The sequence below is a fragment of the Streptomyces sp. AC550_RSS872 genome (genome assembly GCF_019049285.1).
In the GTDB taxonomy this organism is placed as follows: Bacteria; Actinomycetota; Actinomycetes; order Streptomycetales; family Streptomycetaceae; genus Streptomyces.
Window position 1 is genome coordinate 217,967 of record NZ_JAGMUL010000169.1, and the last position, 26,405, is coordinate 244,371.

The 26,405-nt window shown below is 70.0% G+C and carries 24 protein-coding genes; 19 read left to right on the plus strand and 5 right to left on the minus strand.

Going from position 1 to position 26,405, the window contains the following annotated elements; all coding sequences use genetic code 11:
• The first annotated feature begins 71 nt into the window (after positions 1-71).
• Positions 72-620, plus strand: coding sequence for an HIT domain-containing protein (locus tag KUM44_RS39275; RefSeq protein ID WP_217214540.1), 549 nt, complete (start codon positions 72-74; stop codon positions 618-620).
• 138 nt (positions 621-758) lie between these two features.
• On the opposite strand, the gene KUM44_RS39280 is transcribed toward KUM44_RS39275, so the two are convergent.
• Together KUM44_RS39280 and KUM44_RS39285 are read right to left on the minus strand one after the other, a co-directional pair.
• Positions 759-2,420 carry a hypothetical protein gene (locus KUM44_RS39280; RefSeq protein WP_217214541.1) on the minus strand — a complete coding sequence of 554 codons (1,662 nt, stop codon included), beginning with the start codon at positions 2,418-2,420 and terminating at the stop codon, positions 759-761.
• Positions 2,421-2,622: 202 nt separating this feature from the next.
• Positions 2,623-4,821, minus strand: a complete 2,199-nt coding sequence (locus KUM44_RS39285; protein ID WP_217214542.1) for an elongation factor G-like protein EF-G2 — start codon at positions 4,819-4,821, stop codon at positions 2,623-2,625.
• A 217-nt stretch (positions 4,822-5,038) separates the two neighbouring features.
• Here KUM44_RS39285 and pgsA point away from each other — a divergent pair, with 217 nt between their 5' ends.
• From pgsA to KUM44_RS39305, 4 genes are all read left to right on the plus strand, one after another.
• Positions 5,039-5,785, plus strand: coding sequence for a phosphatidylinositol phosphate synthase (pgsA, locus tag KUM44_RS39290; protein ID WP_217214586.1), 747 nt, complete (start codon positions 5,039-5,041; stop codon positions 5,783-5,785).
• Complete coding sequence (locus tag KUM44_RS39295; RefSeq protein WP_217214543.1) at positions 5,782-6,714, plus strand: phosphatidylinositol mannoside acyltransferase; 933 nt, start codon at positions 5,782-5,784, stop codon at positions 6,712-6,714. Before pgsA ends, KUM44_RS39295 begins: the two co-directional genes overlap by 4 nt.
• Complete coding sequence (locus tag KUM44_RS39300) at positions 6,711-7,886, plus strand: glycosyltransferase family 4 protein (protein ID WP_217214544.1); 1,176 nt, start codon at positions 6,711-6,713, stop codon at positions 7,884-7,886. The genes KUM44_RS39295 and KUM44_RS39300 overlap by 4 nt, the downstream gene beginning before the upstream one ends.
• 158 nt (positions 7,887-8,044) lie before the next feature.
• Entirely contained in the window at positions 8,045-8,587 is a 543-nt protein-coding gene (locus tag KUM44_RS39305; RefSeq protein ID WP_217214545.1) for a hypothetical protein, read from the plus strand.
• Here the strand turns inward: KUM44_RS39305 and KUM44_RS39310 are convergent.
• Positions 8,584-9,018: a VOC family protein gene (locus KUM44_RS39310; protein WP_217214546.1), complete on the minus strand. Its 435-nt coding sequence runs from the start codon at positions 9,016-9,018 to the stop codon at positions 8,584-8,586. The two genes, KUM44_RS39305 and KUM44_RS39310, sit on opposite strands and share 4 nt — an antisense overlap.
• Positions 9,019-9,215: 197 nt before the next feature.
• Between KUM44_RS39310 and pdxS the strand changes: the two genes are divergently transcribed.
• From pdxS to relA, 11 genes are all read left to right on the plus strand, one after another.
• Complete coding sequence (gene pdxS, locus KUM44_RS39315; protein ID WP_228048579.1) at positions 9,216-10,064, plus strand: pyridoxal 5'-phosphate synthase lyase subunit PdxS; 849 nt, start codon at positions 9,216-9,218, stop codon at positions 10,062-10,064.
• Positions 10,065-10,088: 24 nt separating this feature from the next.
• On the plus strand, positions 10,089-10,697 hold the full coding sequence (gene pdxT / locus KUM44_RS39320; RefSeq protein ID WP_217214547.1) for a pyridoxal 5'-phosphate synthase glutaminase subunit PdxT: 609 nt from the start codon (positions 10,089-10,091) through the stop codon (positions 10,695-10,697).
• 48 nt (positions 10,698-10,745) lie between these two features.
• A complete protein-coding gene (locus KUM44_RS39325; RefSeq protein WP_031486804.1) occupies positions 10,746-11,498 on the plus strand; it encodes a YebC/PmpR family DNA-binding transcriptional regulator in 753 nt (250 codons plus the stop codon).
• A 140-nt stretch (positions 11,499-11,638) separates the two neighbouring features.
• The gene (ruvC, locus tag KUM44_RS39330; protein ID WP_217214548.1) at positions 11,639-12,178 is read left to right on the plus strand and encodes a crossover junction endodeoxyribonuclease RuvC; all 540 of its coding nucleotides are present in this window, start codon (positions 11,639-11,641) and stop codon (positions 12,176-12,178) included.
• Positions 12,175-12,780, plus strand: a complete 606-nt coding sequence (ruvA, locus tag KUM44_RS39335) for a Holliday junction branch migration protein RuvA (protein WP_217214549.1) — start codon at positions 12,175-12,177, stop codon at positions 12,778-12,780. The genes ruvC and ruvA overlap by 4 nt, the downstream gene beginning before the upstream one ends.
• Positions 12,781-12,880: 100 nt before the next feature.
• Complete coding sequence (ruvB, locus tag KUM44_RS39340) at positions 12,881-13,951, plus strand: Holliday junction branch migration DNA helicase RuvB (protein WP_217214550.1); 1,071 nt, start codon at positions 12,881-12,883, stop codon at positions 13,949-13,951.
• Positions 13,952-14,125: 174 nt separating this feature from the next.
• On the plus strand, positions 14,126-14,623 hold the full coding sequence (gene yajC, locus KUM44_RS39345) for a preprotein translocase subunit YajC (RefSeq protein ID WP_308402822.1): 498 nt from the start codon (positions 14,126-14,128) through the stop codon (positions 14,621-14,623).
• 135 nt (positions 14,624-14,758) lie between these two features.
• Positions 14,759-16,510, plus strand: coding sequence for a protein translocase subunit SecD (gene secD / locus KUM44_RS39350; protein ID WP_217214551.1), 1,752 nt, complete (start codon positions 14,759-14,761; stop codon positions 16,508-16,510).
• A 1-nt stretch (position 16,511) separates the two neighbouring features.
• Positions 16,512-17,642, plus strand: a complete 1,131-nt coding sequence (gene secF / locus KUM44_RS39355; RefSeq protein WP_217214552.1) for a protein translocase subunit SecF — start codon at positions 16,512-16,514, stop codon at positions 17,640-17,642.
• Positions 17,639-18,178 carry an adenine phosphoribosyltransferase gene (locus KUM44_RS39360; RefSeq protein ID WP_217214553.1) on the plus strand — a complete coding sequence of 180 codons (540 nt, stop codon included), beginning with the start codon at positions 17,639-17,641 and terminating at the stop codon, positions 18,176-18,178. Before secF ends, KUM44_RS39360 begins: the two co-directional genes overlap by 4 nt.
• A 343-nt stretch (positions 18,179-18,521) precedes the next feature.
• Complete coding sequence (gene relA, locus KUM44_RS39365) at positions 18,522-21,059, plus strand: GTP pyrophosphokinase (RefSeq protein WP_217214554.1); 2,538 nt, start codon at positions 18,522-18,524, stop codon at positions 21,057-21,059.
• A gap of 91 nt (positions 21,060-21,150) precedes the next feature.
• Here the strand turns inward: relA and KUM44_RS39370 are convergent, their stop codons facing one another.
• Positions 21,151-22,380 carry a DUF349 domain-containing protein gene (locus KUM44_RS39370; protein WP_217214555.1) on the minus strand — a complete coding sequence of 410 codons (1,230 nt, stop codon included), beginning with the start codon at positions 22,378-22,380 and terminating at the stop codon, positions 21,151-21,153.
• Positions 22,381-22,515: 135 nt separating this feature from the next.
• A complete protein-coding gene (locus KUM44_RS39375; RefSeq protein WP_217214556.1) occupies positions 22,516-23,337 on the minus strand; it encodes a peptidylprolyl isomerase in 822 nt (273 codons plus the stop codon).
• Positions 23,338-23,517: 180 nt separating this feature from the next.
• Here KUM44_RS39375 and KUM44_RS39380 point away from each other — a divergent pair, with 180 nt between their 5' ends.
• The 3 genes from KUM44_RS39380 (at position 23,518) to KUM44_RS39390 (ending at position 26,364) form a co-directional block, all read left to right on the plus strand.
• Positions 23,518-24,231, plus strand: coding sequence for an MBL fold metallo-hydrolase (locus KUM44_RS39380; RefSeq protein WP_217214557.1), 714 nt, complete (start codon positions 23,518-23,520; stop codon positions 24,229-24,231).
• Between the two features lie 13 nt (positions 24,232-24,244).
• Positions 24,245-25,507: a histidine--tRNA ligase gene (gene hisS / locus KUM44_RS39385; RefSeq protein WP_217214558.1), complete on the plus strand. Its 1,263-nt coding sequence runs from the start codon at positions 24,245-24,247 to the stop codon at positions 25,505-25,507.
• A 197-nt stretch (positions 25,508-25,704) separates the two neighbouring features.
• Entirely contained in the window at positions 25,705-26,364 is a 660-nt protein-coding gene (locus KUM44_RS39390) for a vitamin K epoxide reductase family protein (protein ID WP_217214559.1), read from the plus strand.
• Positions 26,365-26,405 lie beyond the last annotated feature (41 nt).

Here is a 26,405-nt window from a genome sequence, read left to right on the forward strand (position 1 = left end):
GCTTGGCTCGGGCCGACCGGGTGCGAGCCCCGGCGACACGCCGGGAACGGCCGAAGCCATATGCTGCACGCATGACGAGTGAGCCGGAGCAGCAGTGGGGAGTGGGGATCCAGGACGCGTTCCAGCGCCTGTGGACGCCCCATCGGATGGCCTACATCCAGGGTGAGAACAAGCCGACCGGCCCCGGCGCGGACGACGGCTGCCCCTTCTGCTCGATCCCGGCCAAGTCCGACGAGGACGGGCTTGTCGTCAAGCGTGGCGAGCAGGTGTACGCGGTCCTCAACCTCTACCCGTACAACGGCGGCCACCTCATGGTCGTGCCCTACCGCCATGTCGCCGACTACACCGACCTCACCGAGCCGGAGACCATCGAACTCGCCGCCCTGACCAAGCAGGCGATGACGGCCCTGCGCACCGCCTCGGGCGCCCACGGCTTCAACATCGGCATGAACCAGGGCACGGTCGCCGGCGCCGGCATCGCGGCCCATCTGCACCAGCACATCGTCCCGCGCTGGGGCGGCGACACGAACTTCATGCCGGTGGTGGGCCACACCCGGGTGCTGCCGCAGCTGTTGGCGGACACCCGGAAGATGCTGGCGGAGGCCTGGCCGACCGCCTGACATCTCGGCCGGCGGTGGCAGCTGTCAGCCCGTCCGGCGTCTGAGGACGAGGCCCGCCAGGGCCGATGGGGGGTCTGGGGGCCGCAGCCCCCAGGGGACGGTCACCCAGACCCCCCCCGCGGCCCAACCGCCGCAGGCCTACGCGTCGTAGACGTCAGCCTTCCTTGGCGACGGATCCTGTACCGCCGTGCTCAGGAACGCCGAGCGCGTGCCGAACTTCTCGGTGTCCACGCCGTTCTCGGCCAGCACCTTGATCGCCGAGGCGTGCACGACCCGCAGCACCGGCGTGGCCGCGCGCAGTGCGTCGTCGGCCATGAACCGGTGCCGCCACGGCTGATCCGCCCACGCGTGCCGCAGCCCGAACGGCTCGGGCAGTCCTATCGTCCCGCCGAGCCAGTTCAGCAGCGGGGGATACCAGGAGATCGGGGCGCGGACCGCCAGCCGTACCACCTCGTCGGTGTTGACCAGCGGAAGCTTCACCTTGCGGGTCTCCCACGGCTTGAACGACTTGGTGACCTCCTTGGTCGGCGCCTCCGGCTTCTCCTGGAAGAGCCCGTTCACGGGGCCGAGGGCGTGCCCGGTCACCTCGATGCGCAGCGTCTCGTGCAGCACGGTCACCGTGATCAGCATCGTGATGATCAACTGGCCGTCCCAGAGCGTCCACTGGACGCCGAGGTAGTGCCGGTCACCGCTGCCGAACTGCTGCTTGTTGCAGATGTCCTGTATGGCGTGCGACTTGACCTGGTAGGCGTCGACGTCCGTGCCCTCCGGCCGGGAGACGGCCTTGGCGCCCTCGGCGATCGGCGTGACCACCCAGTGCCGTATGGAAGGCTTCGGGAAACCGCCGGTGTTCAGCGGGCCGCGCTCCAGCATGCGCAGCTGGTCGTGGATCGCGCGGATCACGTCCCAGCTGCGGAAGGGATGGATCTCCCGGGTGGGATCGGCGGGCACCAGGTCCTCGGCCAGCTGCCAGCTGCCCCAGCGCGTGCCCATCCCGAGTACCCCCTTGGGCCCGGCGTAGAACACGGAGTTGGACTGCTGCTCGGCGCTCAACTTGGCCAGGGACTGGCGCAGTTGCTCGGCCTGTGTCTCGGTGGGGCTGGTCGGCACCGCCTCCGGCACCTTCGCGCCGACGCTGCTGCCGGCCAGCAGGCTGTCCCAGCGCTCCCGCAGGTCCCTCGCCGTGCGCTCGCAGACCTGCTTGGCCCAGAACCAGCCCACCACGGGCATGAGGACCGATGACCGCGCATACCAGCCCCAGAAGCCGCTGAACGGCATACGCAGCAGGAACAGCACGGCGAGCGCACCCGCCGCGACGAGCAGTACGGAGGCGAGAGCGCCGCCGCGCTTCTCGTCCCGCTTGACGATGGTGGAGCGCAGCGTGAAGATCAGCAGCCAGACCAGCAGCCCGGGCAGGAACAGCACACCGCAGATCGCCATGATGGCGCTCAGCATCCGGTCGCGGGCCTTGCGGATGTTGTTCGCGGCCAGACAGTGCTCGACGACGACCTGGGGTTCGGTGCCGAAGGACTGGATCAGGGGCTTGCGGCCGCTGCCGAGCATGCGGTCGACCACGGCCCGGGAGAAGGCCTCACCCAGGTTGGGCCGGAAGATCTTCGCCCAGCTGCGGCCCGCCTTGACGTCGGTCTGATGCCACTCGTTGTCGGCCTTCTTGATGTCCTCGAACGCATTGTCCCGGTAGGCCGCCGAGGCCAGCGCGAACGTCGCCGTCTGACCCTCTCCGGCCGTGCGCGGTACCTGCGGACCGAAGATGTCCGCGTAACCGCTCTCAACGGTCATTCCCGCCCCCGATCGCCGCACTGTCGCTTCTGCGGCCTTCCCGACTTCCGTGCTGCGCACACCTGTTGATCAATGATGAGCGTATCCCCCGCCACTGACAATCGTCGGCGGACGGCCGGAGCCGCCCGCCGACGCGGAGGGGAGCGTTCCGCAAGGGCCGTGCGGTGGCACCGTGGGGCCACTTGGTTGCGCCCGGCGCCAACTACGAGGCTTCGCGCGCCTCTTCGCGAATCCTTTCCGCGATCTGCGCCGGCATCGGTTCGTGCCGGGCGTACGAACGGTTGAAGCGCGCGGTGCCGTGCGACAGCGACCGCAGGTCGACGGCGTACCGCCCGATCTCGATCTCGGGCACCTCGGCCTTGATGAGGGTGCGGCCACCGCTGGTCTGCTCGGTGCCGAGGACGCGGCCGCGCCGCCCGGACAGGTCGCTCATCACGGCGCCCACGTAGTCGTCGCCGATGAGGACCGACACCTCGGCCACCGGCTCCAGCAGATGGATCTTCGCGTCCGCCGCCGCCTCCCGCAGCGCGAGCGCGCCGGCCGTCTGGAACGCGGCGTCGGAGGAGTCGACCGAGTGCGCCTTGCCGTCGAGCAGCGTGATCCGGATGTCGACGAGCGGATGGCCCGCCGCGACTCCCCGGGCCGCCTGGGCCCTGACGCCCTTCTCCACCGAGGGAATGAACTGCCGCGGCACCGCACCGCCGACCACCTTGTCCACGAACTCGATGCCCGAACCGCCCGGCAGCGGCTCCACCTCGATCTCGCAGATCGCGTACTGCCCGTGGCCGCCGGACTGCTTCACATGCCGGCCGCGGCCCGCCGACTTGTTCGCGAACGTCTCCCGCAGGGAGACCTTGTGCGGCACGACGTCGACCTGGACGCCGTAGCGGCTGCGCAGCCGTTCGAGGGCGACGTCCGCGTGCGCCTCGCCCAGGCACCACAGCACCACCTGGTGGGTGGCCTGGTTCTGTTCCAGTCGCATCGTCGGGTCCTCGGCGACCAGCCGGGACAGGCCCTGCGACAGCTTGTCCTCGTCCGCCTTGCTGTGCGCCTGGATGGCGAGCGGCAGCAGCGGATCGGGCATCTGCCAGGGCTCCATCAGCAGCGGGTCGTCCTTGGCCGACAGCGTGTCCCCGGTCTCCGCGCGGCTCAGCTTCGCCACGCACGCGAGGTCACCGGCGATGCAGTGGCTGAGCGTGCGCTGCTGCTTGCCGAAGGGCGCGGACAGGGCGCCGATCCGCTCGTCCACGTCGTGGTCCTCGTGCCCGCGGTCCTCCAGACCGTGCCCGGAGACGTGCACCGTCTCGTCGGGGCGCAGGGTGCCGGAGAAGACACGGACCAGCGAGACCCGGCCGACGTACGGGTCGGACGCGGTCTTCACGACCTCCGCGACCAGCGGCCCGTCGGGGTCGCACAGCTTCAGCTCGCGAGGTTTGCCGTCGACCGTGGTGACCGAGGGCGCCGAGCGCTCCAGCGGCGTCGGGAAGCCGCGCGTGATCAGCTCCAGCAGCTCGACCGTGCCGAGCCCCTGCCGGGCCCCGTCCGTGGCGGGGGCGGCGGCCAGAACGGGGTGGAAGACACCGCGCGCGACAGCCCGCTCCAGGTCCTCGATCAGCGTCTTGACGTCGATCTGCTCGCCGCCGAGATACCGGTCCATCAGGGTCTCGTCCTCCGACTCGGAGATGATCCCCTCGATCAGCCGGTTGCGGGCCTCCTCGATCTGCGGCACCTGCTCCTCACCCGGTTCCGACTCCTTGCGCTCGCCGGAGGAGTAGTCGAACAGTTGCTGGGACAGCAGCCCGATCAGCCCGGTCACGGGCGCGTGCCCGTCCGGTGCCTGCGCACCGTGCAGCGGCAGGTACAGCGGGAGCACGGCGTCGGGGTCGTCCCCGCCGAAGGCCTCCGCGCAGATCCGGGTCATCTCCTCGTAGTCGGCTCGCGCGGACTCCAGGTGCGTGACGACGATGGCGCGCGGCATGCCGACGGCCGCGCACTCCTCCCACACCATGCGGGTCGAGCCGTCCACGCCGTCCGAGGCCGAGACGACGAAAAGGGCCGCGTCCGCCGCTCGCAGACCGGCCCTGAGTTCCCCGACGAAGTCGGCGTATCCGGGGGTGTCCAGAAGGTTGACCTTGATGCCGTCCCATTCGACCGGCACCAGGGAGAGTTGCACCGAGCGTTGCTGCCGGTGCTCGATCTCGTCGTAGTCCGAGACGGTGCCGCCGTCCTCCACGCGGCCCGCCCGGTTCACCGCCCCCGCCGTCAGCGCGAGGGCTTCCACCAGCGTGGTCTTGCCCGATCCGGAGTGGCCGACCAGCACCACATTCCGTACGGACGCGGGGTGGTCGGCCGCTGTAGCCCTGCCGGCGGCTCCGGGGTGTGCGTTCGCCTTGTCGCCCATGATCCTGCCTCCCGTGCACGGTGAGGTCACTGTGGGCGCGGACATACGGATCCGCGTGCGATGGCGGCTCCGATGACGCCCGCGGTCCTTCGAGCTTTCCACTCCCGTCACGGTGCGTCCATACGGCGGACGTGATCGCGCCGCCCGGCACCGGCGGACCGGCCGCTCACGCCGTGTACGAGTGCCCGGCGGTCCACCGCACGCGCGCGTGGCTACGATGGGCCAGCCGGTGGCCAGCAGGGGCCGCACGGCCACACCGACCCTCGGGAAGGCCATGCTGAACAAGTACGCGCGTGCATTCTTCACGCGTGTCCTCACACCGTTCGCCGCGTTTCTGATCCGGCTGGGCGTCAGCCCCGACACGGTCACGCTCATCGGCACGGCCGGTGTGGTCGCGGGCGCGCTGGTCTTCTACCCCGTGGGCGAGTTCTTCTGGGGCACGGTCGTGATCACGCTGTTCGTGTTCTCCGACCTCGTCGACGGCAACATGGCCCGCCAGCTCGGCCGCTCCAGCCGCTGGGGTGCCTTCCTGGACTCCACCCTCGACCGGGTCGCCGACGGCGCGATCTTCGGCGGCTTCATCCTCTGGTACGCCGGTGGCGGCGACGACCTCGTCCTGTGCGCCGTCTCGATCTTCTGCCTGGCCAGCGGCCAGGTGGTGTCGTACACCAAGGCCCGTGGCGAATCGATCGGCCTGCCGGTCGCGGTCAACGGCCTCGTCGAGCGGGCCGAGCGCCTGGTGATCTCGCTGGTCGCGGCCGGTATCGCGGGCCTGCACAAGTTCGGGGTACCCGGCATCCAGTACCTGCTGCCGGTCGCCCTGTGGATCGTCGCCGTCGGCAGCCTCGTCACGCTGATCCAGCGGGTCGTCACGGTCCGCCGCGAGTCCGCCGAGGCGGAGGCCGCGGCGGCCGGGCAGGACAAGCCGCAGAGCGCCTCTCAAGGGAGCGAGGCCGCCAAGTGAGCGCCCAGGACCGTCTCACGGACGCGCTGTACGGCCTCGGCTGGGGCACCGTCAAGAAGCTCCCCGAGCCGGTCGCCGTACGGCTCGGCCGCACCATCGCCGACCTCGCCTGGAAGCAGCGTGGCAAGGGCGTGCAGCGGCTGGAGAGCAACTACGCGCGCGTGGTGCCGGACGCGAGCCCGGAGCGCCTCGCCGAACTCTCGCGCGCGGGCATGCGCTCGTACCTGCGCTACTGGATGGAGTCCTTCCGGCTGCCCGCCTGGAGCGCCGAGCGCGTCAAGGGCGGCTTCGACGCCAAGGACATCCACTACCTGACCGACGGTCTCGCCGCCGGAAACGGCGTGATACTCGCCCTGCCGCACCTGGCCAACTGGGACCTCGCCGGTGCCTGGGTCACCACCAAACTGGAAACGCCCTTCACGACGGTCGCCGAACGCCTCAAGCCCGAGACGCTCTACGACCGCTTCGTCGCCTACCGGGAGGGCCTGGGCATGGAGGTCCTGCCGCACAGCGGCGGCACCGCCTTCGGCACCCTGGCCCGCAGGCTGCGCGACGGCGGCCTGGTCTGCCTGGTCTCCGACCGTGACCTGTCCGCGTCCGGCGTCGAGGTCGAGTTCTTCGGCGACACGGCCCGGATGCCGGCCGGTCCGGCGCTGCTGGCCCAGCAGACCGGGGCGCTCCTGCTGCCGGTCACGCTCTGGTACGACGACTCACCCGTCATGCAGGGCCGCGTCCACGCGCCGATCGAGGTACCGGAGACAGGCACGCGGGCCGAGAAGACGTCTGTCATGACACAGGCGCTGGCCGACGCCTTCGCCACGGGGATCGCCGAACATCCGGAGGACTGGCACATGCTCCAGCGCTTGTGGCTCGCCGACCTGGAACCACGACCGTCCACGGCCGACGGCGGGGACGGGGAACGTCCGTGAGGATCGGCATCGTCTGCCCCTACTCCTGGGACGTCCCGGGCGGCGTCCAGTTCCACATCCGCGACCTCGCCGAGTACTTCATCCGGCTCGGCCACGAGGTGTCCGTCCTGGCCCCGGCCGACGACGACACCCCGCTCCCGCCCTACGTCGTCTCGGCGGGCCGCGCCGTCCCGGTCCCGTACAACGGCTCGGTCGCCCGCCTGAACTTCGGCTTCCTCTCGGCGGCCCGCGTGCGCCGCTGGCTGCACGACGGAGAGTTCGACGTCATCCACATCCACGAGCCCGCCTCGCCGTCCCTGGGCCTGCTGACCTGCTGGGCGGCCCAGGGCCCGATCGTGGCGACCTTCCACACGTCGAACCCTCGTTCCCGGGCGATGATCGCCGCCTACGCCATCCTCCAGGCGGCCCTGGAGAAGATCAGCGCCCGCATCGCCGTGAGCGAGTACGCCCGCCGCACGCTGGTGGAACACCTCGGCGGCGACGCGGTCGTCATCCCGAACGGCGTCGACGTCGACTTCTTCGCCAAGGCCGAGCCCAACCCCGCGTGGCAGGGCGACACCATCGGCTTCATGGGCCGCATCGACGAGCCCCGCAAGGGCCTGCCGGTCCTGATGAAGGCCCTGCCGAAGATCCTCGCCGCCCGCCCGCAGACCAGGCTCCTGGTGGCCGGTCGCGGCGACGAGGAGGAGGCGGTCGAGACCCTGCCCGCCGAACTGCGCTCCCGCGTCGAGTTCCTCGGCATGATCAGCGATGAGGACAAGGCCCGCTTCCTGCGCAGCGTCGACCTGTACATCGCCCCCAACACCGGCGGCGAGAGCTTCGGGATCATCCTGGTCGAGGCGATGTCGGCCGGCGCCCCGGTTCTCGCCTCCGACCTGGACGCCTTCGCCCAGGTCCTCGACCAGGGAGCGGCGGGCGAACTCTTCGCCAACGAGGACGCTGACGCCCTCGCCGAGGCGGCGGTACGCGTCCTGGAGGACCCGGCCCGCCGGGCGGAGCTGCGGGAGCGGGGGAGCGCGCACGTACGTCGCTTCGACTGGTCGACGGTCGGGGCGGACATCCTGTCGGTGTACGAGACGGTGACGGCGGGCGCGGCGGCGGTGGCCGCGGACGAGCGGACCGGGGGCGGCGGGAGCGGGCTGAGGGCGCGCTTGGGCCTGGCGCGGGACTGAGGCTTTTCAGCCCGTCCGGCGTTTGAGGACGAGGCCGTTCAGGCCGAAGCGGGGATCTGGGGGCGGCAGCCCCCGGACGACGACCACGACAGCCGCCCCGTACAACACCAACGCCCCACCTGCCTCCCGGCCAAGCCTGCGCAGCTAGTCTGCGGCGCGTGACCGCAACTCTCATCTGGATCCTCGTAGCCCTCGTCGCGATCGGCCTGTACCTGAGCTGGACCGCAGGTCGCCTGGACCGGCTGCACGCCCGGATCGACGCGGCACGCGCCGCGCTCGACGCCCAGCTGCTGCGCCGCGCCTCCGTGGCCCAGGAACTGGCCACCTCCGGCGTCCTGGATCCGGCCGCGTCGATCGTCCTGTACGAGGCCGCCCATGCCGCACGGCAGGCCGAGGAGGAGCAGCGGGAGGTCGCCGAGAGCGAGCTGAGCCAGGCGCTGCGTGCGGTGTTCGCGGAGCCCCAGCAGGTGGACGCCGTACGCGAGGCTCCTGGCGGTGAGGAGGCGGCCCGTGAGCTGACCGAGGCGGTCCGCCGGGTCCCGATGGCCCGCCGCTTCCACAACGACGCCGTACGGGCCGCCAGGGCCCTGCGACGGCACCGCAAGGTCCGCTGGTTCCGCCTGGCGGGCCACGCCCCGTTCCCGCTGGCCTTCGAGATGGACGACGAGCCCCCGGCGGCCCTGGCGGACCGGGCGGCCTAGGAGGTTCCGAAGTCGGGGAGCGTGAGGGACCCGTCTGCGGCGAGCGCGAACCCGGGGTTGTGCGCGATCTCCCAGGCATGGCCGTCCGGGTCGACGAAGCACCCGGAGTAGAAGCCGACGACATTGGTGGCCGCGGGCTTGGTGACGGTCGCTCCAGCCCCTTCCGCGGCCGTCAGCAGAGCGTCGACCTCGGCGTCCGAGCGCACGTTGTGGGCCAGGGCGATCCCGCCGAAGCCGGCCCCCTTGCCCTCCGTCAGCCCGCAGTCCCGCGCGAGCTTGTCGCGGCCCCACAGGACCAGGGCCAGCCCGCCGGCCTGGAAGAAGACGGTCTCCTCGACCTCCTGCCCCCGCCAGCCCAGGGCCTCGTAGAAGGCACGCGAGCGCGCCACATCGGAAACTCCCAGCGTGACCAGACTGATGCGCTGTTCCATGCGAGGACATTAACGCCGCCCGGGAGCCCAGGCTCCGGCAAAACGATCCACCGCCTCACTATTGGCCCTTGAAGTGGCCCCCACCCCTCACGTTTCCTCGTTGCTTGCAGTAGCCCCTTTTCCACCGAGCGAGGTCACCCGTGTCCATCTCCGAAAACCAGGCCCCCGAGACCGGCACCGCGCGCGTGAAGCGCGGCATGGCCGAGCAGCTCAAGGGCGGCGTGATCATGGACGTCGTCACGCCGGAGCAGGCGAAGATCGCCGAGGACGCGGGCGCCGTCGCCGTCATGGCCCTGGAGCGGGTCCCCGCCGACATCCGCAAGGACGGCGGCGTGGCCCGGATGTCCGACCCGGACATGATCGAGGGCATCATCGACGCCGTCTCCATCCCCGTCATGGCCAAGTCCCGCATCGGCCACTTCGTCGAGGCCCAGGTCCTGCAATCCCTCGGCGTCGACTACATCGACGAGTCCGAGGTCCTCACCCCGGCCGACGAGGTCAACCACTCCGACAAGTGGGCGTTCACCACCCCGTTCGTCTGTGGCGCCACCAACCTGGGCGAGGCCCTGCGCCGCATCGCCGAGGGTGCCGCGATGATCCGCTCGAAGGGCGAGGCCGGCACCGGCAACGTCGTCGAGGCCGTCCGCCACCTGCGCCAGATCAAGAACGAGATCGCCAAGCTGCGCGGCTTCGACAACAACGAGCTGTACGCCGCCGCCAAGGAGCTGCGCGCCCCGTACGAGCTGGTCAAGGAAGTCTCCGAGCTCGGCAAGCTCCCGGTCGTGCTGTTCTCCGCCGGTGGCGTCGCCACCCCCGCCGACGCCGCACTGATGCGCCAGCTCGGCGCCGAGGGCGTCTTCGTCGGCTCCGGCATCTTCAAGTCCGGCGACCCCGCCAAGCGTGCCGCCGCCATCGTGAAGGCGACCACCTTCTACGACGACCCGAAGATCATCGCGGACGCCTCCCGCAACCTGGGCGAGGCCATGGTCGGCATCAACTGCGACACCCTCCCCGAGGCCGAGCGCTACGCCAACCGCGGCTGGTAAGCACACTCCAAGGACTGCACGTACATGACCGACGCACCCGTCATAGGCGTCCTGGCCCTCCAGGGCGACGTACGGGAGCACCTCATCGCCCTGGCCGCGGCCGACGCCGTGGCCAGGCCGGTGCGGCGCCCCGAAGAACTCGCCGAGGTGGACGGCCTCGTCATCCCCGGCGGCGAGTCCACGACCATCTCCAAGCTCGCCGTCCTCTTCGGCGTGATGGAGCCCCTACGCGCGCGCGTGCGGGACGGCATGCCCGTCTACGGCACCTGCGCCGGCATGATCATGCTCGCCGACAAGATCCTCGACCCGCGCTCGGGCCAGGAGACGATCGGCGGCATCGACATGATCGTGCGCCGCAACGCCTTCGGACGTCAGAACGAGTCCTTCGAGGCGGCGGTCGACGTGAAGGGCATCGCGGGCGATCCTGTGGAGGGCGTCTTCATCCGCGCCCCCTGGGTCGAGTCCGTCGGCGCCGAGGCCGAGGTCCTCGCCGAGCACGACGGCCACATCGTCGCCGTCCGCCAGGGCAACGCACTGGCCACGTCGTTCCACCCGGAACTGACCGGCGACCACCGTGTGCACGGCCTGTTCGTCGACATGGTGCACGCGAACCGGACGACGGAGTCCTTGTAGGATCTCTGGCGTTCGTTCATAGATGGGTTACGCGAAGGAGACAGGCAGATGTCCGGCCACTCTAAATGGGCCACGACGAAGCACAAGAAGGCCGTGATCGACGCCAAGCGCGGCAAGCTCTTCGCGAAGCTGATCAAGAACATCGAGGTCGCGGCGCGCATGGGCGGCGTCGATCTCGACGGCAACCCGACGCTCTATGACGCCGTCCAGAAGGCCAAGAAGCAGTCGGTGCCGAACAAGAACATCGACTCCGCGATCAAGCGCGGTGGCGGTCTCGAGGCCGGTGGCGCCGACTACGAGACGATCATGTACGAGGGCTACGGCCCGAACGGCGTCGCCGTGCTCATCGAGTGCCTCACCGACAACCGCAACCGCGCCGCCTCCGACGTCCGCGTCGCCATGACCCGCAACGGCGGCAACATGGCCGACCCGGGCTCGGTGTCGTACATGTTCAGCCGCAAGGGCGTCGTCATCGTCCCCAAGGGCGAGCTGACCGAGGACGACGTCCTCGGTGCCGTCCTGGACGCCGGCGCCGAGGAGGTCAACGACCTCGGCGAGTCCTTCGAGGTCATCAGCGAGGCCACCGACCTGGTCGCGGTCCGCACCGCCCTCCAGGAGGCCGGCATCGACTACGACTCCGCCGACTCCAGCTTCGTGCCGTCCGTCCAGGTCGAGCTCGACGAGGAGGGCGCCAAGAAGATCTTCAAGCTGATCGACGCGCTCGAGGACAGTGACGACGTCCAGAACGTCTTCGCCAACTTCGACGTCAGCGACGAGATCATGGAGAAGGTCGACGCGTAACGCTGCCGCGAGCTGAACGGGCTCAACGGGCCGACGGGGCATCCCCGTCGGCCCGTCGCTTTGCCGGGCGTTGGTGCCCGGCGTTGTCAGTGGCACCCGATAGCCTGCACAAACAGGCGATCGAAGGGAGGGGGCGCGGGGTGCGCGTACTGGGGGTGGACCCGGGGCTGACCCGATGCGGTGTCGGCGTGGTCGAGGGCGTCGCCGGACGCCCGCTCACCATGCTCGGCGTCGGAGTCGTCCGCACGCCTGCCGACGCCGAGTTGGGCCACCGCCTCGTCGCCGTCGAGCAGGGCATCGAGCAGTGGCTGGACGAGCACCGGCCCGAATGCGTCGCCGTGGAGCGGGTGTTCAGCCAGCACAACGTCCGTACGGTGATGGGCACCGCCCAGGCCAGCGCCGTCGCCATGCTCTGCGCAGCCCGCCGCGGCATCCCCGTCGCCCTGCACACCCCCAGCGAGGTCAAGGCCGCCGTCACCGGCAGCGGCCGCGCCGACAAGGCTCAGGTCGGAGCCATGGTCACCCGGCTGCTCCGGCTCTCCGCGCCGCCCAGACCGGCCGACGCCGCCGACGCCCTGGCGCTCGCCATCTGCCACATCTGGCGCGCCCCCGCGCAGAACCGACTCCAGCAGGCCGTGGCCCTGCACACCGCCAAAGCACCGAAAGGCCGTACGGCATGATCGCCTTCGTCAGCGGCACAGTGGCCGCACTCGCTCCGGACACCGCGGTGGTCGAGGTGGGCGGGGTCGGCATGGCCGTCCAGTGCACGCCGAACACGCTGTCCACCCTGCGCCTCGGCCAGCCCGCCAAGCTGCACACCTCACTGGTGGTCCGCGAGGACTCCCTCACCCTGTACGGCTTCGCGGACGACGACGAGCGCCAGACGTTCGAGCTGCTCCAGACCGCGAGCGGCGTCGGGCCGCGCCTGGCCCAGGCGATGCTGGCGGTGCACTCGCCCGACGCCCTGCGCCGAGCCGTCGCGACCGCCGACGAGAAGTCCCTCACCGCCGTCCCCGGCATCGGCAAGAAGGGCGCCCAGAAGCTGCTCCTGGAGCTGAAGGACCGCCTGGGCGAACCGATCGGCGCGCCCGCCGTCGGTGCACCGGTCACCCAGGGCTGGCGCGACCAGCTGCACGCCGCCCTGATCGGCCTCGGGTACGCGACGCGCGAGGCCGACGAGGCTGTCGCCGCCGTGGCGCCGCAGGCCGAGGCCGCCGAGGGCACACCCCAGGTCGGACAACTGCTGAAGGCCGCCCTACAGACCCTCAACAGAGCGCGCTGACCGACAGACCCGACGGCATAGGCGTACGCACGCGCCCGCAAGCCACACGCCCGCAAGCCACACCCCGTACGACACCCACCGCGACCCCGAGGCACACTCCATGAACTGGGACGACACGACCGACACCCCCGCCCCCGAGCGGCTGGTGGGCTCTGTCGCCGACCGTGAGGACCAGGCCGTCGAGGCCGCGCTGCGCCCGAAGGACCTGGACGAGTTCATCGGCCAGGAGAAGGTCCGCGAACAGCTCGACCTCGTCCTGCGCGCCGCACGCGCGCGGGGCGCCACCGCTGACCATGTGCTGCTCTCCGGCGCCCCCGGCCTCGGCAAGACCACCCTCTCGATGATCATCGCCGCCGAGATGGGCGCCCCCATCCGCATCACCTCCGGCCCTGCCATCCAGCACGCGGGCGACCTGGCGGCGATCCTCTCCTCCCTCCAGGAGGGCGAGGTCCTCTTCCTCGACGAGATCCACCGCATGTCCCGGCCCGCCGAGGAGATGCTGTACATGGCGATGGAGGACTTCCGCGTCGACGTGATCGTCGGCAAGGGGCCGGGCGCCACCGCCATCCCCCTCGAACTGCCCCCGTTCACCCTGGTCGGCGCCACCACACGCGCGGGCCTGCTGCCGCCCCCGCTGCGCGACCGCTTCGGCTTCACCGCGCACATGGAGTTCTACGAGCCTGTTGAGCTGGAGCGCGTCATCCACCGCTCGGCCAGTCTGCTCGACGTCGAGATCGAGGCCGACGGCGCCGCCGAGATCGCCGGCCGCTCCCGCGGCACGCCCCGTATCGCCAACCGGCTGCTCCGCCGCGTCCGGGACTACGCCCAGGTCAAGGCCGACGGGATCATCACCAGGGACATCGCCGCGGCCGCCCTCGCCGTCTACGAGGTCGACGCCCGTGGACTGGACCGCCTCGACCGCGGTGTCCTGGAGGCCCTGCTGAAGCTGTTCGGCGGCGGCCCGGTCGGCCTGTCGACGCTCGCGGTCGCGGTGGGGGAGGAGCGCGAGACCGTCGAGGAGGTCGCCGAACCCTTCCTCGTCCGGGAGGGCCTGCTCGCCCGCACCCCGCGCGGCCGGGTCGCCACGCCCGCCGCATGGGCGCATCTCGGCCTGACGCCGCCACGCTCGCAAGCTGCGGGAAACGGACAACAGGACCTGTTCGGGACGTGATGGCCCGGTCACGGCGAGCACACTGGCCGGAGCAGGAACCCCGGTGCCATGCTGAGCGTTGTTCCATGCGCGGAGACTCGCTTAGACTCCGCCGATGCCGCCTTTGTCGGCGGCACACATACCCCCAACCATCAGGCCGCTCACCGCGCGGTCGTGTGAAGGAAGTACCGACCCGTGCCGAGTCTCGTGACCCTCCTCCCGTTCATCGTGCTCATCGGGGCCATGTTCCTGATGACCCGGTCGGCCAAGAAGAAGCAGCAGCAGGCCGCCGACATGCGGAACCAGATGCAGCCCGGATCCGGTGTCCGCACCATCGGGGGCATGTACGCCACGGTCAAGGAGGTCAGCGACGACACCGTCCTCGTTGACGCCGGCCCGGGCGTGGAGCTCCTCTTCGCCAAGAACGCGATCGGTGCCGTCCTCTCCGACGACGAGTACAACCGCATCGTGCACGGCATCGAGCACGACCTGAAGTCCGACGTCGTCCCGGACGACGCCTCCTCCCTCACCGAGACCGACGAGCCCGCCGCTGCCGCCGACTCCGACGAGAAGTCCGTCGACCTCGGTAAGAAGGACGAGGACAAGGCCGAGGAGTCCGCCGACGCCGTGTCCGCCGAGGCGAAGACGGACGACGAGCCGAAGAAGACCGACGGCGACTCCGACGCGAAGTAGCCATGCTCCGGGGCGCGCGGCGGGCCACGCCTGCGCGCCCCCGGGCATGCTGAGCTCGCACGGGATCCCGACACCATGTCATGGCCGCCCGCCCGTTGATCCGGAGCGAGGGGGCCCGAGAGGGAGTACGAGAAGGTGGCAGCACCTAAGAAGGGCCGGAGCGCGAGCGCCCAGAGCAAGCCAGGGCGCTCGCTGGCCCTCATCCTGATCGCCATCGCGGCGCTCACCGGAGGGATGTTCGCCTCGGGGAACACCACTCCCCGACTCGGCATCGACCTGGCCGGCGGCACGAGCATCACGCTACGCGCGGTGCCCGAGCGCGGCCAGGAATCCGCGATCAACAAGACCAACATGAACACCGCGGTCGAGATCATGGAACGCCGTGTCAATGGTCTGGGTGTCTCGGAGTCGGAGGTACAGACCCAGGGCGACGAGAACATCATCGTCAACATCCCCAAGGGCACGAACTCCAAGGAAGCCCGGGACCAGGTCGGCACCACCGCGAAGCTCTACTTCCGCCCGGTCCTCACCACCGAGATCTCCGGCGGCGGCGCGGCGGCCACCCCCACGCCGAGCGCCTCCAGCAGCGCGTCGGGCGACTCCACCGACAAGGCGACCTCCTCCGCGTCCCCCTCCGGCTCCACCAGCCCGTCGCCGAGCTCCACCACCCAGGGCCGTGCGGTCACCGACGCCCTGAAGGCCGACCCGACGCCGTCGACGAGCGCCTCCTCCAGCGCCTCCGCCTCCGCGAGCGGCAGCGCCTCCGGCGACCAGGCGACCAGCGGCCTCGAAGCGCAGTACGCCAAGCTGGACTGCACCAAGGAGGCGGTCCGCGCCAAGGCCGGCGACGGCGCCAAGCCGTCCGACCCCACCGTCGCCTGCGGCCAGAACTCGCAGGGTCAGTGGCAGAAGTACATCCTCGGCCCCGCCGAGGTCGACGGCACGGACGTCGACAAGGCCCAGGCCGTCTGGAACGCGCAGAACGCCGCGGGCTGGACCGTGACCATGCAGTTCACGAACGCCGGCGGCAAGAAGTTCGGCAACATCACCGGCAAGCTCGCCAAGAACCAGCCGCCGCAGAACCAGTTCGCCATCGTCCTGGACGGCCAGGTCATCTCCGACCCCTCCGTCAGCGAGGCCCTGACGGGCGGCAACGCCGAGATCTCCGGCAACTTCAACCAGCAGTCGGCCGAGAGCCTCGCCAACATGCTGTCCTACGGTGCCCTGCCGCTGACCTTCAAGGAGGACAGCGTCTCCACGGTGAGCCCGGCGCTCGGCACCGAGCAGCTGAAGGCCGGTCTGATCGCCGGTGCGATCGGTCTCGCCCTGGTCGTGATCTACCTGCTGGTCTACTACCGTGGCCTGTCGATCATCGCGATCCTGTCGCTGCTGGTCTCCGCCGCCCTGACCTACACGATCATGTCGCTGCTCGGTCCGGCCATCGGCTTCGCGCTGAACCTGCCGGCCGTCTGCGGTGCCATCGTCGCCATCGGCATCACAGCGGACTCGTTCATCGTGTACTTCGAACGCGTCCGCGACGAGGTCCGCGAGGGCCGCTCGCTGCGCCCCGCCGTCGAGCGGGCCTGGCCACGCGCCCGGCGCACCATCCTGGTCTCGGACTTCGTGTCGTTCCTCGCCGCCGCGGTGCTCTTCATCGTCACCGTCGGCAAGGTCCAGGGCTTCGCGTTCACGCTCGGTCTGACCACCCTGCTCGACGTGGTCGTCGTGTTCCTGTTCACCAAGCCGCTGCTGACGCTCATGGCGCGCAGCAAGTTCTTCGGCAGCGGTCACAGCTGGTCCGGCCTCGATCCCAAGCGACTCGGTGCCCGGCCGCCGCTGCGCCGCACCCGACGTCCCTCCGCCCCCGTCGAGACGAAGGAGGCGTGAGATGTCGAAGCTCGGCAACCTCGGCGCCCGACTGCACCGTGGCGAGGTCGGCTACGACTTCGTCGGCAACCGCAAGATCTGGTACGGCCTCTCGATCCTGATCACCATCACGGCCATCGTCGGCCTGGCGGTGCGCGGCCTGAACATGGGCATCGAGTTCCAGGGCGGTGCGGTCTTCAACACCCCGAAGACCAGCGTCTCGGTCTCCCAGGCGCAGGAGTACGCGGAAAAGGCCTCCGGCCACGACGCGATCGTCCAGAAGCTCGGCAGCGGCGACGAGGCGCCCCTGCGCATCCAGGTCGCCGGCATCGACACCAACCAGGCCGACAAGGTCTCGGCGCAGCTGGCCAAGGACCTGGGCGTCGCGGAGAAGGACGTCACCGGCGAACTCGTGGGCCCCAGCTGGGGTGAACAGATCGCCAACAAGGCCTGGCAGGGCCTCGGGATCTTCCTGGTCCTCGTGGTGATCTACCTGGCCATCGCGTTCGAGTGGCGCATGGCACTAGCCGCGTTCGTCGCCCTCATCCACGACATCACCATCACGGTCGGCATCTACGCCCTCGTCGGCTTCGAGGTCACGCCGGGCACGGTGATCGGTCTGCTCACGATCCTCGGTTATTCGCTGTACGACACGGTCGTCGTCTTCGACAGCCTCAAGGAACAGACGAAGGACATCACCAAGCAGACCCGCTGGACCTACAGCGACATCGCCAACCGCTCGATCAACAGCACCCTGGTCCGCTCCGTCAACACCACGGTGGTCGCGCTGCTGCCGGTGGGGGGCCTGCTGTTCATCGGTGGCGGTTTCCTCGGCGCCGGCATGCTCAACGACATCTCGCTGTCGCTGTTCGTGGGCCTCGCCGCCGGTGCGTACTCCTCGATCTTCATCGCCACGCCGCTCGTCGCCGACCTCAAGGAGCGCGAGCCGCAGATGAAGGCCCTGAAGAAGCGCGTACTCGCCAAGCGGGCGCAGGCCGCCGCGGAGGGCGAGTCGCCGGACGCCCCGGCCACCGCCACCGACGAGCCCTTCGACGACGAGCCGGAGGACGCCGCCCCCGCGGTCGTCGGCCCCCGCAACCAGCCCGCGTCGCGCAACCGGGGCCGTGGCCGACCGTCCGGGAAGCGCCGATGACCGACATCAAGGAGCTCCTGCTCAGCCGGATCCGCGATGTGGCGGACTACCCGGAGCCGGGCGTGATGTTCAAGGACATCACCCCGCTCCTGGCGGACCCGGCGGCGTTCACGGCGCTCACCGACGCACTGGCCGAGATCGCCGCGAACACCGGCGCCACGAAGGTCGTCGGCCTGGAGGCCCGAGGCTTCATCCTGGGCGCCCCGGTCGCCGTCCGCGCGGGCCTCGGCTTCATCCCCGTACGCAAGGCGGGCAAGCTCCCCGGGGCGACCCTCAGCCAGGCGTACGACCTGGAGTACGGGTCGGCGGAGATCGAGGTCCACGCCGAGGACCTGGCCGCGGGCGACCGCGTCCTGGTCATCGACGACGTCCTTGCGACGGGCGGCACCGCGGAGGCCTCGATCCAGCTGATCCGCCGCGCGGGCGCCGACGTCGCAGGCCTCGCCGTCCTGATGGAACTCGGCTTCCTGGGCGGCCGAGCCCGCCTGGAACCGTCCCTGGCAGGAGCCCCGCTGGAAGCGCTGCTGGTGATCTGAGAGCCCGACGAATACGGCCGTCCCAGGACAACTGGGGCGGCCGTTTCGCGCCATTTAAGGGGCGCGGCGGATTGCGGGGGGCGCGCGGGAACTGCCCAAGGGGCGCGGGGCTGTATCGATGTGCGGCTCTCCCGTGTGGGCGCGACCAGCCACAACGGCGCCGCAGCCGCCAGTGGCCCCAGGCCGCCAGCTCCAGGGGCCCCGGAATGCAGGCGGCAGCCCCTCGCGTTTCTCCAGTAGACGGCCCTCACATCGGCCTGAAGGCGATCCTGGGGCGCAGGATCGCTACCATGGGGTTTCCGGAGCCTGACCGGGGGACCCGGATCGCGCACGAGGAGCCCTCTTGCCAGACGAGGCCCAGCACCTGACCGCCGCCAAGCCCGAGTCCGCCTCGGCGCCCGCGGCGAAGCCCGCGCCGAGCGCGCCGCAAGCGAAGAACGACTCGCGCGGGTCGGTCGAGCATGCCCAGTCCGCGCCCGTCGACAAGCCGGCCGAGCAGGCCCGGCCCAAGCCGGCCCCGCCCGAGCGGCCCGTCAACACACCCGCGGCCCGCCCGGCCGCAGGCCAGCCCGCTCGCAGCGGCTCCTCCAACCGCGTCCGCGCCCGCCTCGCCCGTCTCGGCGTCCAGCGCTCCAACCCGTACAACCCGGTGCTCGAGCCGCTGCTGCGGATAGTCCGCAGCAACGACCCGAAGATCGAGACCGCCACCCTCCGCCAGATCGAGAAGGCCTACCAGGTCGCCGAGCGCTGGCACCGAGGGCAGAAGCGCAAGAGCGGCGACCCGTACATCACCCACCCCCTCGCGGTCACCACGATCCTCGCCGAGCTGGGCATGGATCCGGCCACGCTCATGGCCGGTCTGCTGCACGACACCGTCGAGGACACCGAGTACGGCCTCGACCAGCTCCGCCGCGACTTCGGCGACTCGGTCGCCCTGCTCGTCGACGGCGTCACCAAGCTGGACAAGGTCAAGTTCGGTGAGGCCGCGCAGGCCGAGACCGTGCGCAAGATGGTCGTCGCCATGGCCAAGGACCCGCGCGTCCTGGTCATCAAGCTCGCCGACCGCCTGCACAACATGCGCACCATGCGCTACCTCAAGCGCGAGAAGCAGGAGAAGAAGGCGCGCGAGACCCTCGAGATCTACGCGCCGCTCGCCCACCGCCTCGGCATGAACACCATCAAGTGGGAACTGGAGGACCTCGCCTTCGCGATCCTCTACCCCAAGATGTACGACGAGATCGTACGGCTGGTGGCCGAGCGGGCACCGAAGCGTGACGAGTATCTGGCCATAGTGACCGACGAGGTCCAGCAGGACCTGCGGGCCGCCCGCATCAAGGCGACCGTCACCGGCCGCCCGAAGCATTACTACAGCGTCTACCAGAAGATGATCGTCCGCGGCCGCGACTTCGCGGAGATCTACGACCTGGTGGGCATCCGTGTCCTCGTCGACACGGTCCGCGACTGCTACGCCGCCCTCGGTACCGTGCACGCGCGATGGAACCCGGTCCCCGGCCGGTTCAAGGACTACATCGCGATGCCCAAGTTCAACATGTACCAGTCGCTGCACACGACGGTCATCGGCCCCAACGGCAAGCCGGTCGAGCTCCAGATCCGCACCTTCGACATGCACCGCCGCGCCGAGTACGGCATCGCCGCGCACTGGAAGTACAAGCAGGAGGCCGTCGCAGGCGCCTCCAAGGTGCGCTCCGACGTGCCCAAGGCCGGCAAGGGCAAGGACGACCACCTCAACGACATGGCGTGGCTGCGCCAGTTGCTGGACTGGCAGAAGGAGACCGAGGACCCGGGCGAGTTCCTGGAGTCCCTGCGCTTCGACCTGTCCCGCAACGAGGTCTTCGTCTTCACCCCGAAGGGCGACGTCATAGCGCTCCCGGCCGGGGCCACCCCGGTCGACTTCGCGTACGCCGTCCACACCGAGGTCGGCCACCGCACCATAGGGGCGCGGGTCAACGGCCGCCTCGTACCGCTCGAATCCACCCTGGACAACGGCGACTTGGTGGAGGTCTTCACCTCCAAGGCACCCGGCGCGGGCCCCTCCCGCGACTGGCTCGGCTTCGTGAAGTCGCCGCGCGCCCGCAACAAGATCCGGGCGTGGTTCTCCAAGGAGCGCCGCGACGAGGCCATCGAGCAGGGCAAGGACGCCATCGTCCGCGCGATGCGCAAGCAGAACCTGCCGATCCAGCGCATCCTCACCGGTGACTCCCTGGTCACCCTCGCGCACGAGATGCGTTACGCCGACATCTCCGCGCTGTACGCGGCGATCGGCGAGGGCCATGTCTCCGCGCAGAACATCGTGCAGAAGCTCGTCCAGGCCCTCGGCGGCGAGGAAGCCGCCACGGAGGAGATCGACGAGTCGGTCCCGCCGGCCCGCGGTCGCAGCCGCAAGCGGCGCTCCAGCGCCGACCCGGGCGTGATCGTCAAGGGCGTCGAGGACGTGTGGGTCAAGCTGGCCCGCTGCTGTACGCCCGTACCCGGCGACCCGATCATCGGCTTCGTCACGCGTGGTAGCGGAGTATCGGTTCACCGCAGCGACTGTGTGAACGTGGAGTCACTGTCCCGCGAGCCCGAGCGCATCCTCGAGGTCGAGTGGGCGCCCACCCAGTCCTCGGTCTTCCTGGTCGCCATCCAGGTCGAGGCCCTGGACCGCTCCCGGCTCCTCTCCGACGTCACCCGCGTCCTGTCCGACCAGCACGTCAACATCCTCTCCGCGGCCGTCCAGACCTCCCGCGACCGCGTCGCCACCTCTCGCTTCACCTTCGAGATGGGCGACCCGAAACACCTCGGGCACGTCCTGAAGGCGGTCAGGGGAGTGGAGGGCGTGTACGACGTGTACCGCGTGACGTCGGCGCGCAGCCGGTCGTAGGGCACGACGAGCCCGTAGGCATACGACGAGAAGGGCCCCGTACCGCGCGTACGGGGCCCTTCTCGTCGTAGAAGCGGGGAACCGCCCGGCGCTAGCCGCCGAACTCCTGAAGCCCCTTCAGAGCCTGGTCCAGCAGCGCCTGACGGCCCTCCAGCTCACGCTCCAGCTTGTCGGCCTTCGCGTTGTTGCCCTGGGCGCGCGCCTGCTCGACCTGGCCCCTCAGCTTGTCCACGGCGGCCTGGAGCTGGCCGGTCAGCCCCTCGGCACGCGCGCGTGCCTCCGGGTTGGTCCGGCGCCACTCGGTCTCCTCGGCGTCCTGGATGGCCCGCTCGACGGCGTGCATCCGGCCTTCCACCTTGGGCCGGGCGTCGCGCGGGACATGGCCGATGGCCTCCCAGCGCTCGTTGATCGAGCGGAAGGCGGCTCGCGCGGCCTTCAGGTCGCCGATCGGCAGGAGCTTCTCGGCCTCCTCGGCCAGCTCCTCCTTCAGCTTCAGGTTCTCGGCCTGCTCGGCGTCGCGCTCGGCGAAGACCGAGCTGCGGGCCGCGAAGAAGATGTCCTGGGCGCCGCGGAAGCGGTTCCACAGGTCGTCCTCGTGCTCGCGCTGGGCGCGGCCCGCGGCCTTCCACTCCGACATCAGCTCGCGGTAGCGGGCCGCCGTCGGACCCCAGTCGGTCGACCCGGACAGCGACTCGGCCTCGGCGACCAGCCGCTCCTTGGTCTTGCGGGCCTCCTCGCGCTGCGCGTCGAGCTGCGCGAAGTGAGCCTTGCGGCGCTTGGAGAACGCCGACCGGGCGTGCGAGAAGCGGTGCCACAGCTCGTCGTCCGACTTGCGGTCGAGCCGCGGCAGGCCCTTCCACGTGTCCACCAGCGCCCGCAGCCGCTCACCGGCGGCCCGCCACTGGTCGGACTGCGCCAGTTCCTCGGCCTCGGTGACCAGCGCCTCCTTGGCGTGCCGCGCCTCGTCCGACTGCTTGGCCCGCTGCTGCTTGCGCTCCTCGCGCCGCTTCTCGACCGTCTCGACGAGCTTGTCCAGCCGGGTCTTCAGGGCGTCCAGATCGCCGACCGCGTGGTGGGCGTCGACCTGCTCGCGAATGTGGTCGATCGCGGCCTGCGCGTCCTTCGCCGACAGGTCGGTGGTCTTCACTCGCTTCTCGAGGAGGCCGATCTCGACAACCAGGCCCTCGTACTTGCGCTCGAAATAGGCCAGCGCCTCCTCAGGAGTGCCTGCCTGCCAAGAACCGACAACCTGCTCGCCGTCGGCCGTACGCACGTACACGGTCCCCGTCTCGTCGACGCGGCCCCACGGGTCGCTGCTCACAGCGCCTCCTCCACATGATGCCTGCGGGGGACTCGTGTTCCCCCGGGCATCGTCCACAGTTTCGTCACGGCCAACATAGGCGACCGGCGGGTTGCCTGTCCGCATCCCGCGCGACCGAAATTTCGCAGCTGGCGGTCAGGATTTGGTGACCGTCGCCTTGTCGATGACCACCGTCGCGTTGGGCGCCCCGTCGCCCTGGCCGGTGCTCTCTCCGGCGTCGGCAATCTTCTTGAGTACCTTCATGCCGGATTCGGAAACGGTACCGAACGGTGTGTAGCTGGGCGGCAGCTGACTGTCCTGGTACACGAGGAAGAACTGGCTGCCGCCGGAGTTCTTCTGTCCGGTGTTCGCCATCGCCACGGTGCCCGCGGGATAGATGTTGCTCTTGAGGCTTTTGTCCTTCAGGTTCTCGTCCGGGATGTTGTACCCGGGACCACCCGTTCCCGTGCCCGTCGGGTCACCGCACTGGAGCACGTAGATGCCGTTGGTGGTGAGCCGGTGGCACTTGGAGTGGTCGAAGTAGCCCTTGCCGGCGAGGAAGTCGAACGAGTTCACGGTGTGCGGCGCGGCCGACGCCTTCAGCGCGATGTCTATGTCACCGCACGTCGTGGCGAGCTTCATCGTGTACTTCGCCGACTTGTCGACGGTCAGGGCCGGCTCCTTCTTCCAGGTCGCCGTCTTGACCTTGCCCTCGGCCGGCTTCTCGCACGGGTCCGGGGCCTTGCTGGGCGTCGCGCTGGGCGTGACCTCCGCGCCCGCGTTCTCCTTGCCGCTGCCGTCCCCCTTGAGGACTCCGGTCGTGTACAGCGCGAGGCTGCCGATGACCACGACGCCGAGCACCGACGCGATCACCGCGTTGCGCATACGTGCCTTGCGCCGGGCGGACGTACGCCGCTGCTGCTGCCGCAAGAACTTCTCCCGGGCGAGCTGACGCCGCCGCTGTTCCTGGCTGACCACCGGGTTCTCTCCTCATGCGTCGTGTGTGTCGACCGGTACGCGTGCGTCCTGTGAGCCGACTGCCTGCGTGTGCCCCGTACCGTATATGGGTTCGCTGAGGAATCGGCAGCGCCGGTAGGCTCTGACCGCAGGCGGAGTCCGCCGACAAACCACTCGTGTCGACACAAACGAAGGACGATCGTGCTCATTGCCGGGTTCCCCGCCGGGGCCTGGGGGACGAACTGTTATCTCGTCGCCCCCGCCGCCGGCGAGGAGTGCGTGATCATCGACCCGGGCCACGAGGCGGCCCCAGGAGTCGAGGAAGCACTGAAGAAGCATCGGCTCAAGCCCGTCGCCGTCGTCCTCACCCACGGCCACCTCGACCACGTGGCCTCGGTCGTCCCGGTGTGCGGCGCGCACGACGTGCCGGCCTGGATCCACCCCGACGACCGGTACATGATGAGTGACCCCGAGAAGGCGCTCGGCCGCTCCATCGGGATGCAGTTGATGGGCGAGCTGACCATCGGGGAACCGGACGACGTCAAGGAGCTCACCGACGGCGCGAAGCTGGATCTGGCAGGGATGGAACTCTCCGTCGCGCATGCGCCCGGTCATACCAAGGGGTCGGTGACCTTCGGCCTGCCCGAGGCGGCGGACATCCCGCCGATCCTGTTCTCGGGCGACCTGCTGTTCGCCGGCTCCATCGGACGCACCGACCTGCCCGGCGGTGACATGGCCGAGATACTCGACTCGCTGGCCCGCGTATGCCTGCCGCTCGACGACTCGACCGTGGTGCTGTCCGGCCACGGCCCCCAGACGACCATCGGCCAGGAGCGCGCCACCAACCCCTATCTGCGGCAGGTGGCCGCCGGCCTGGGAGCGAACACCGATGCCGCTCCCCGACGAGGAATGTGACGAGAGACTTCCCGTGAGCACCTTCAAGGCCCCCAAGGGCACGTACGACCTGATCCCGCCGGACAGCGCCAAGTACCTTGCGGTCCGTGAGGCGATCGCCGCCCCGCTGCGCAACTCCGGCTACGGCTACATCGAGACGCCCGGCTTCGAGAACGTCGAGCTCTTCGCGCGCGGTGTCGGCGAGTCGACGGACATCGTGACCAAGGAGATGTACGCCTTCGAGACCAAGGGCGGTGACAAGCTCGCCCTGCGCCCCGAGGGCACGGCCTCCGTCCTGCGCGCCGCGCTGGAGGCCAACCTGCACAAGGCGGGCAACCTCCCGGTCAAGCTCTGGTACTCGGGCTCGTACTACCGCTACGAGCGCCCCCAGAAGGGCCGTTACCGGCACTTCTCCCAGGTCGGTGCCGAGGCGATCGGTGCCGAGGACCCGGCGCTCGACGCCGAGCTGATCATCCTGGCCGACCAGGCGTACCGCTCGCTGGGCCTGACCAACTTCCGGATCCTGCTGAACAGCCTGGGCGACCAGGAGTGCCGCCCGGTCTACCGGGCCGCGCTCCAGGACTTCCTGCGCGGCCTGGACCTGGACGAGGACACCCTGCGCCGGGCGGAGATCAACCCGCTGCGCGTCCTCGACGACAAGCGCGAGTCGGTCCAGAAGCAGCTGGGTGACGCCCCGCTCCTGCGCGACTACCTCTGCGACGCCTGCAAGACGTACCACGAGGAGGTCCGTGAGCTGATCACGGCAGCGGGCGTCTCCTTCGAGGACGACCCGAAGCTGGTGCGCGGCCTGGACTACTACACGCGTACGACCTTCGAGTTCGTCCACGACGGTCTGGGCTCGCAGTCCGCGGTGGGCGGTGGCGGCCGTTACGACGGCCTGTCCGAGATGATCGGCGGCCCCGCGCTGCCGTCCGTAGGCTGGGCCCTCGGCGTCGACCGCACGGTGCTGGCCCTGGAGGCGGAGGGCGTCGACCTCGAACTCCCCTCGACGACCAGCGTGTTCGCGGTACCGCTCGGCGAGGAGGCCCGGCGCGTGCTGTTCGCCAAGGTCACCGAGCTGCGCAAGGTCGGCATCGCGGCGGACTTCTCCTACGGCGCCAAGGGCCTCAAGGGCGCCATGAAGAACGCCAACCGCAGCGGCGCCCGCTACACGATCGTGGCCGGCGAACGCGACCTCGCCGACGGCGTCGTCCAGCTGAAGGACATGGAGTCCGGTGAGCAGGCGGCCGTCGGCGTCAACGAGATCGTGGCGGAGCTGGAAGCCCGACTGGGCTGATTTCCGGGCACTGAGATCCGAGGAGCGGGGGCCGGTCGGTCCCCGCCCCTCGCAGTTCGGCGGGTGTCCTGAACCGGTTGCCTCTACCCACTCGCGGGCTTTTGCTTATGCCCCACGAACGGCGGACACGCGGGTGCGTACGGCACAATGTGCCGTGCCCGGAGAAGGCCCAACTCTCAAGTGACGGAATCGGCGTGATGAGCAAGACGACAGTCAAGGACGTCTCCACCGAGCCCGAGCGGGAGCCTGCCGAAGCGCCGCCGCAACTGCTGGGCGGCAGCCGTGCGTTCGCTCTGCTGCTGGTGATCACCGGCGCGGCCGGACTGCTCGCCGCGTGGGTCATCACGATCGACAAGTTCAAGATCCTTGAGGCCAAGGTCGCGGGGACGACCTTCACACCCGGTTGCAGTCTCAACCCGATCGTGTCCTGCGGCAGCGTCATGGAGAGCAAGCAGGCGTCCGTCTTCGGGTTCCCCAACCCCATGCTCGGCCTCGTCTGCTACGGCATCGTCATCTGCGTCGGCATGAGCCTGCTCGCCCGCGCCCGCTTCCCGCGCTGGTACTGGCTGACCTTCAACTTCGGCACCCTCTTCGGCGTCGTCTTCTGCACCTGGCTGATGTACCAGTCGCTCTACAACATCGGCGCGCTCTGCCTGTGGTGCTCGCTGGCCTGGGCGGCCACGCTCACCATGTTCTGGTACGTGACCTCCTTCAACATCCGCAACGGCTTCCTGCCCGCCCCACGCCCGCTGAAGAACTTCCTCGCCGAGTTCACCTGGGTGCTCCCGGTGACCCACTGCGGCGTCATCGCCATGCTGATCCTGACCCGCTGGGGCAGCCAGCTCTGGGCCGCCTGACCCGCTCGGCGCCCGATGTCAGTGCGGTGATTTAGGGTTTC

Coding starts and splice junctions, on each gene's coding strand:
- KUM44_RS39275 (WP_217214540.1), top strand. CDS start 72: ATGACGAGTGAGCCGGAGCAGCAGTGGGGAGTGGGGATCCAGGACGCG.
- KUM44_RS39280 (WP_217214541.1), bottom strand. CDS start 2,420: ATGACCGTTGAGAGCGGTTACGCGGACATCTTCGGTCCGCAGGTACCG.
- KUM44_RS39285 (WP_217214542.1), bottom strand. CDS start 4,821: ATGGGCGACAAGGCGAACGCACACCCCGGAGCCGCCGGCAGGGCTACA.
- pgsA (WP_217214586.1), top strand. CDS start 5,039: ATGGGCCAGCCGGTGGCCAGCAGGGGCCGCACGGCCACACCGACCCTC.
- KUM44_RS39310 (WP_217214546.1), bottom strand. CDS start 9,018: ATGGAACAGCGCATCAGTCTGGTCACGCTGGGAGTTTCCGATGTGGCG.
- pdxS (WP_228048579.1), top strand. CDS start 9,216: ATGGCCGAGCAGCTCAAGGGCGGCGTGATCATGGACGTCGTCACGCCG.
- pdxT (WP_217214547.1), top strand. CDS start 10,089: ATGACCGACGCACCCGTCATAGGCGTCCTGGCCCTCCAGGGCGACGTA.
- KUM44_RS39325 (WP_031486804.1), top strand. CDS start 10,746: ATGTCCGGCCACTCTAAATGGGCCACGACGAAGCACAAGAAGGCCGTG.
- ruvA (WP_217214549.1), top strand. CDS start 12,175: ATGATCGCCTTCGTCAGCGGCACAGTGGCCGCACTCGCTCCGGACACC.
- ruvB (WP_217214550.1), top strand. CDS start 12,881: ATGAACTGGGACGACACGACCGACACCCCCGCCCCCGAGCGGCTGGTG.
- secF (WP_217214552.1), top strand. CDS start 16,512: ATGTCGAAGCTCGGCAACCTCGGCGCCCGACTGCACCGTGGCGAGGTC.
- KUM44_RS39360 (WP_217214553.1), top strand. CDS start 17,639: ATGACCGACATCAAGGAGCTCCTGCTCAGCCGGATCCGCGATGTGGCG.
- KUM44_RS39390 (WP_217214559.1), top strand. CDS start 25,705: ATGAGCAAGACGACAGTCAAGGACGTCTCCACCGAGCCCGAGCGGGAG.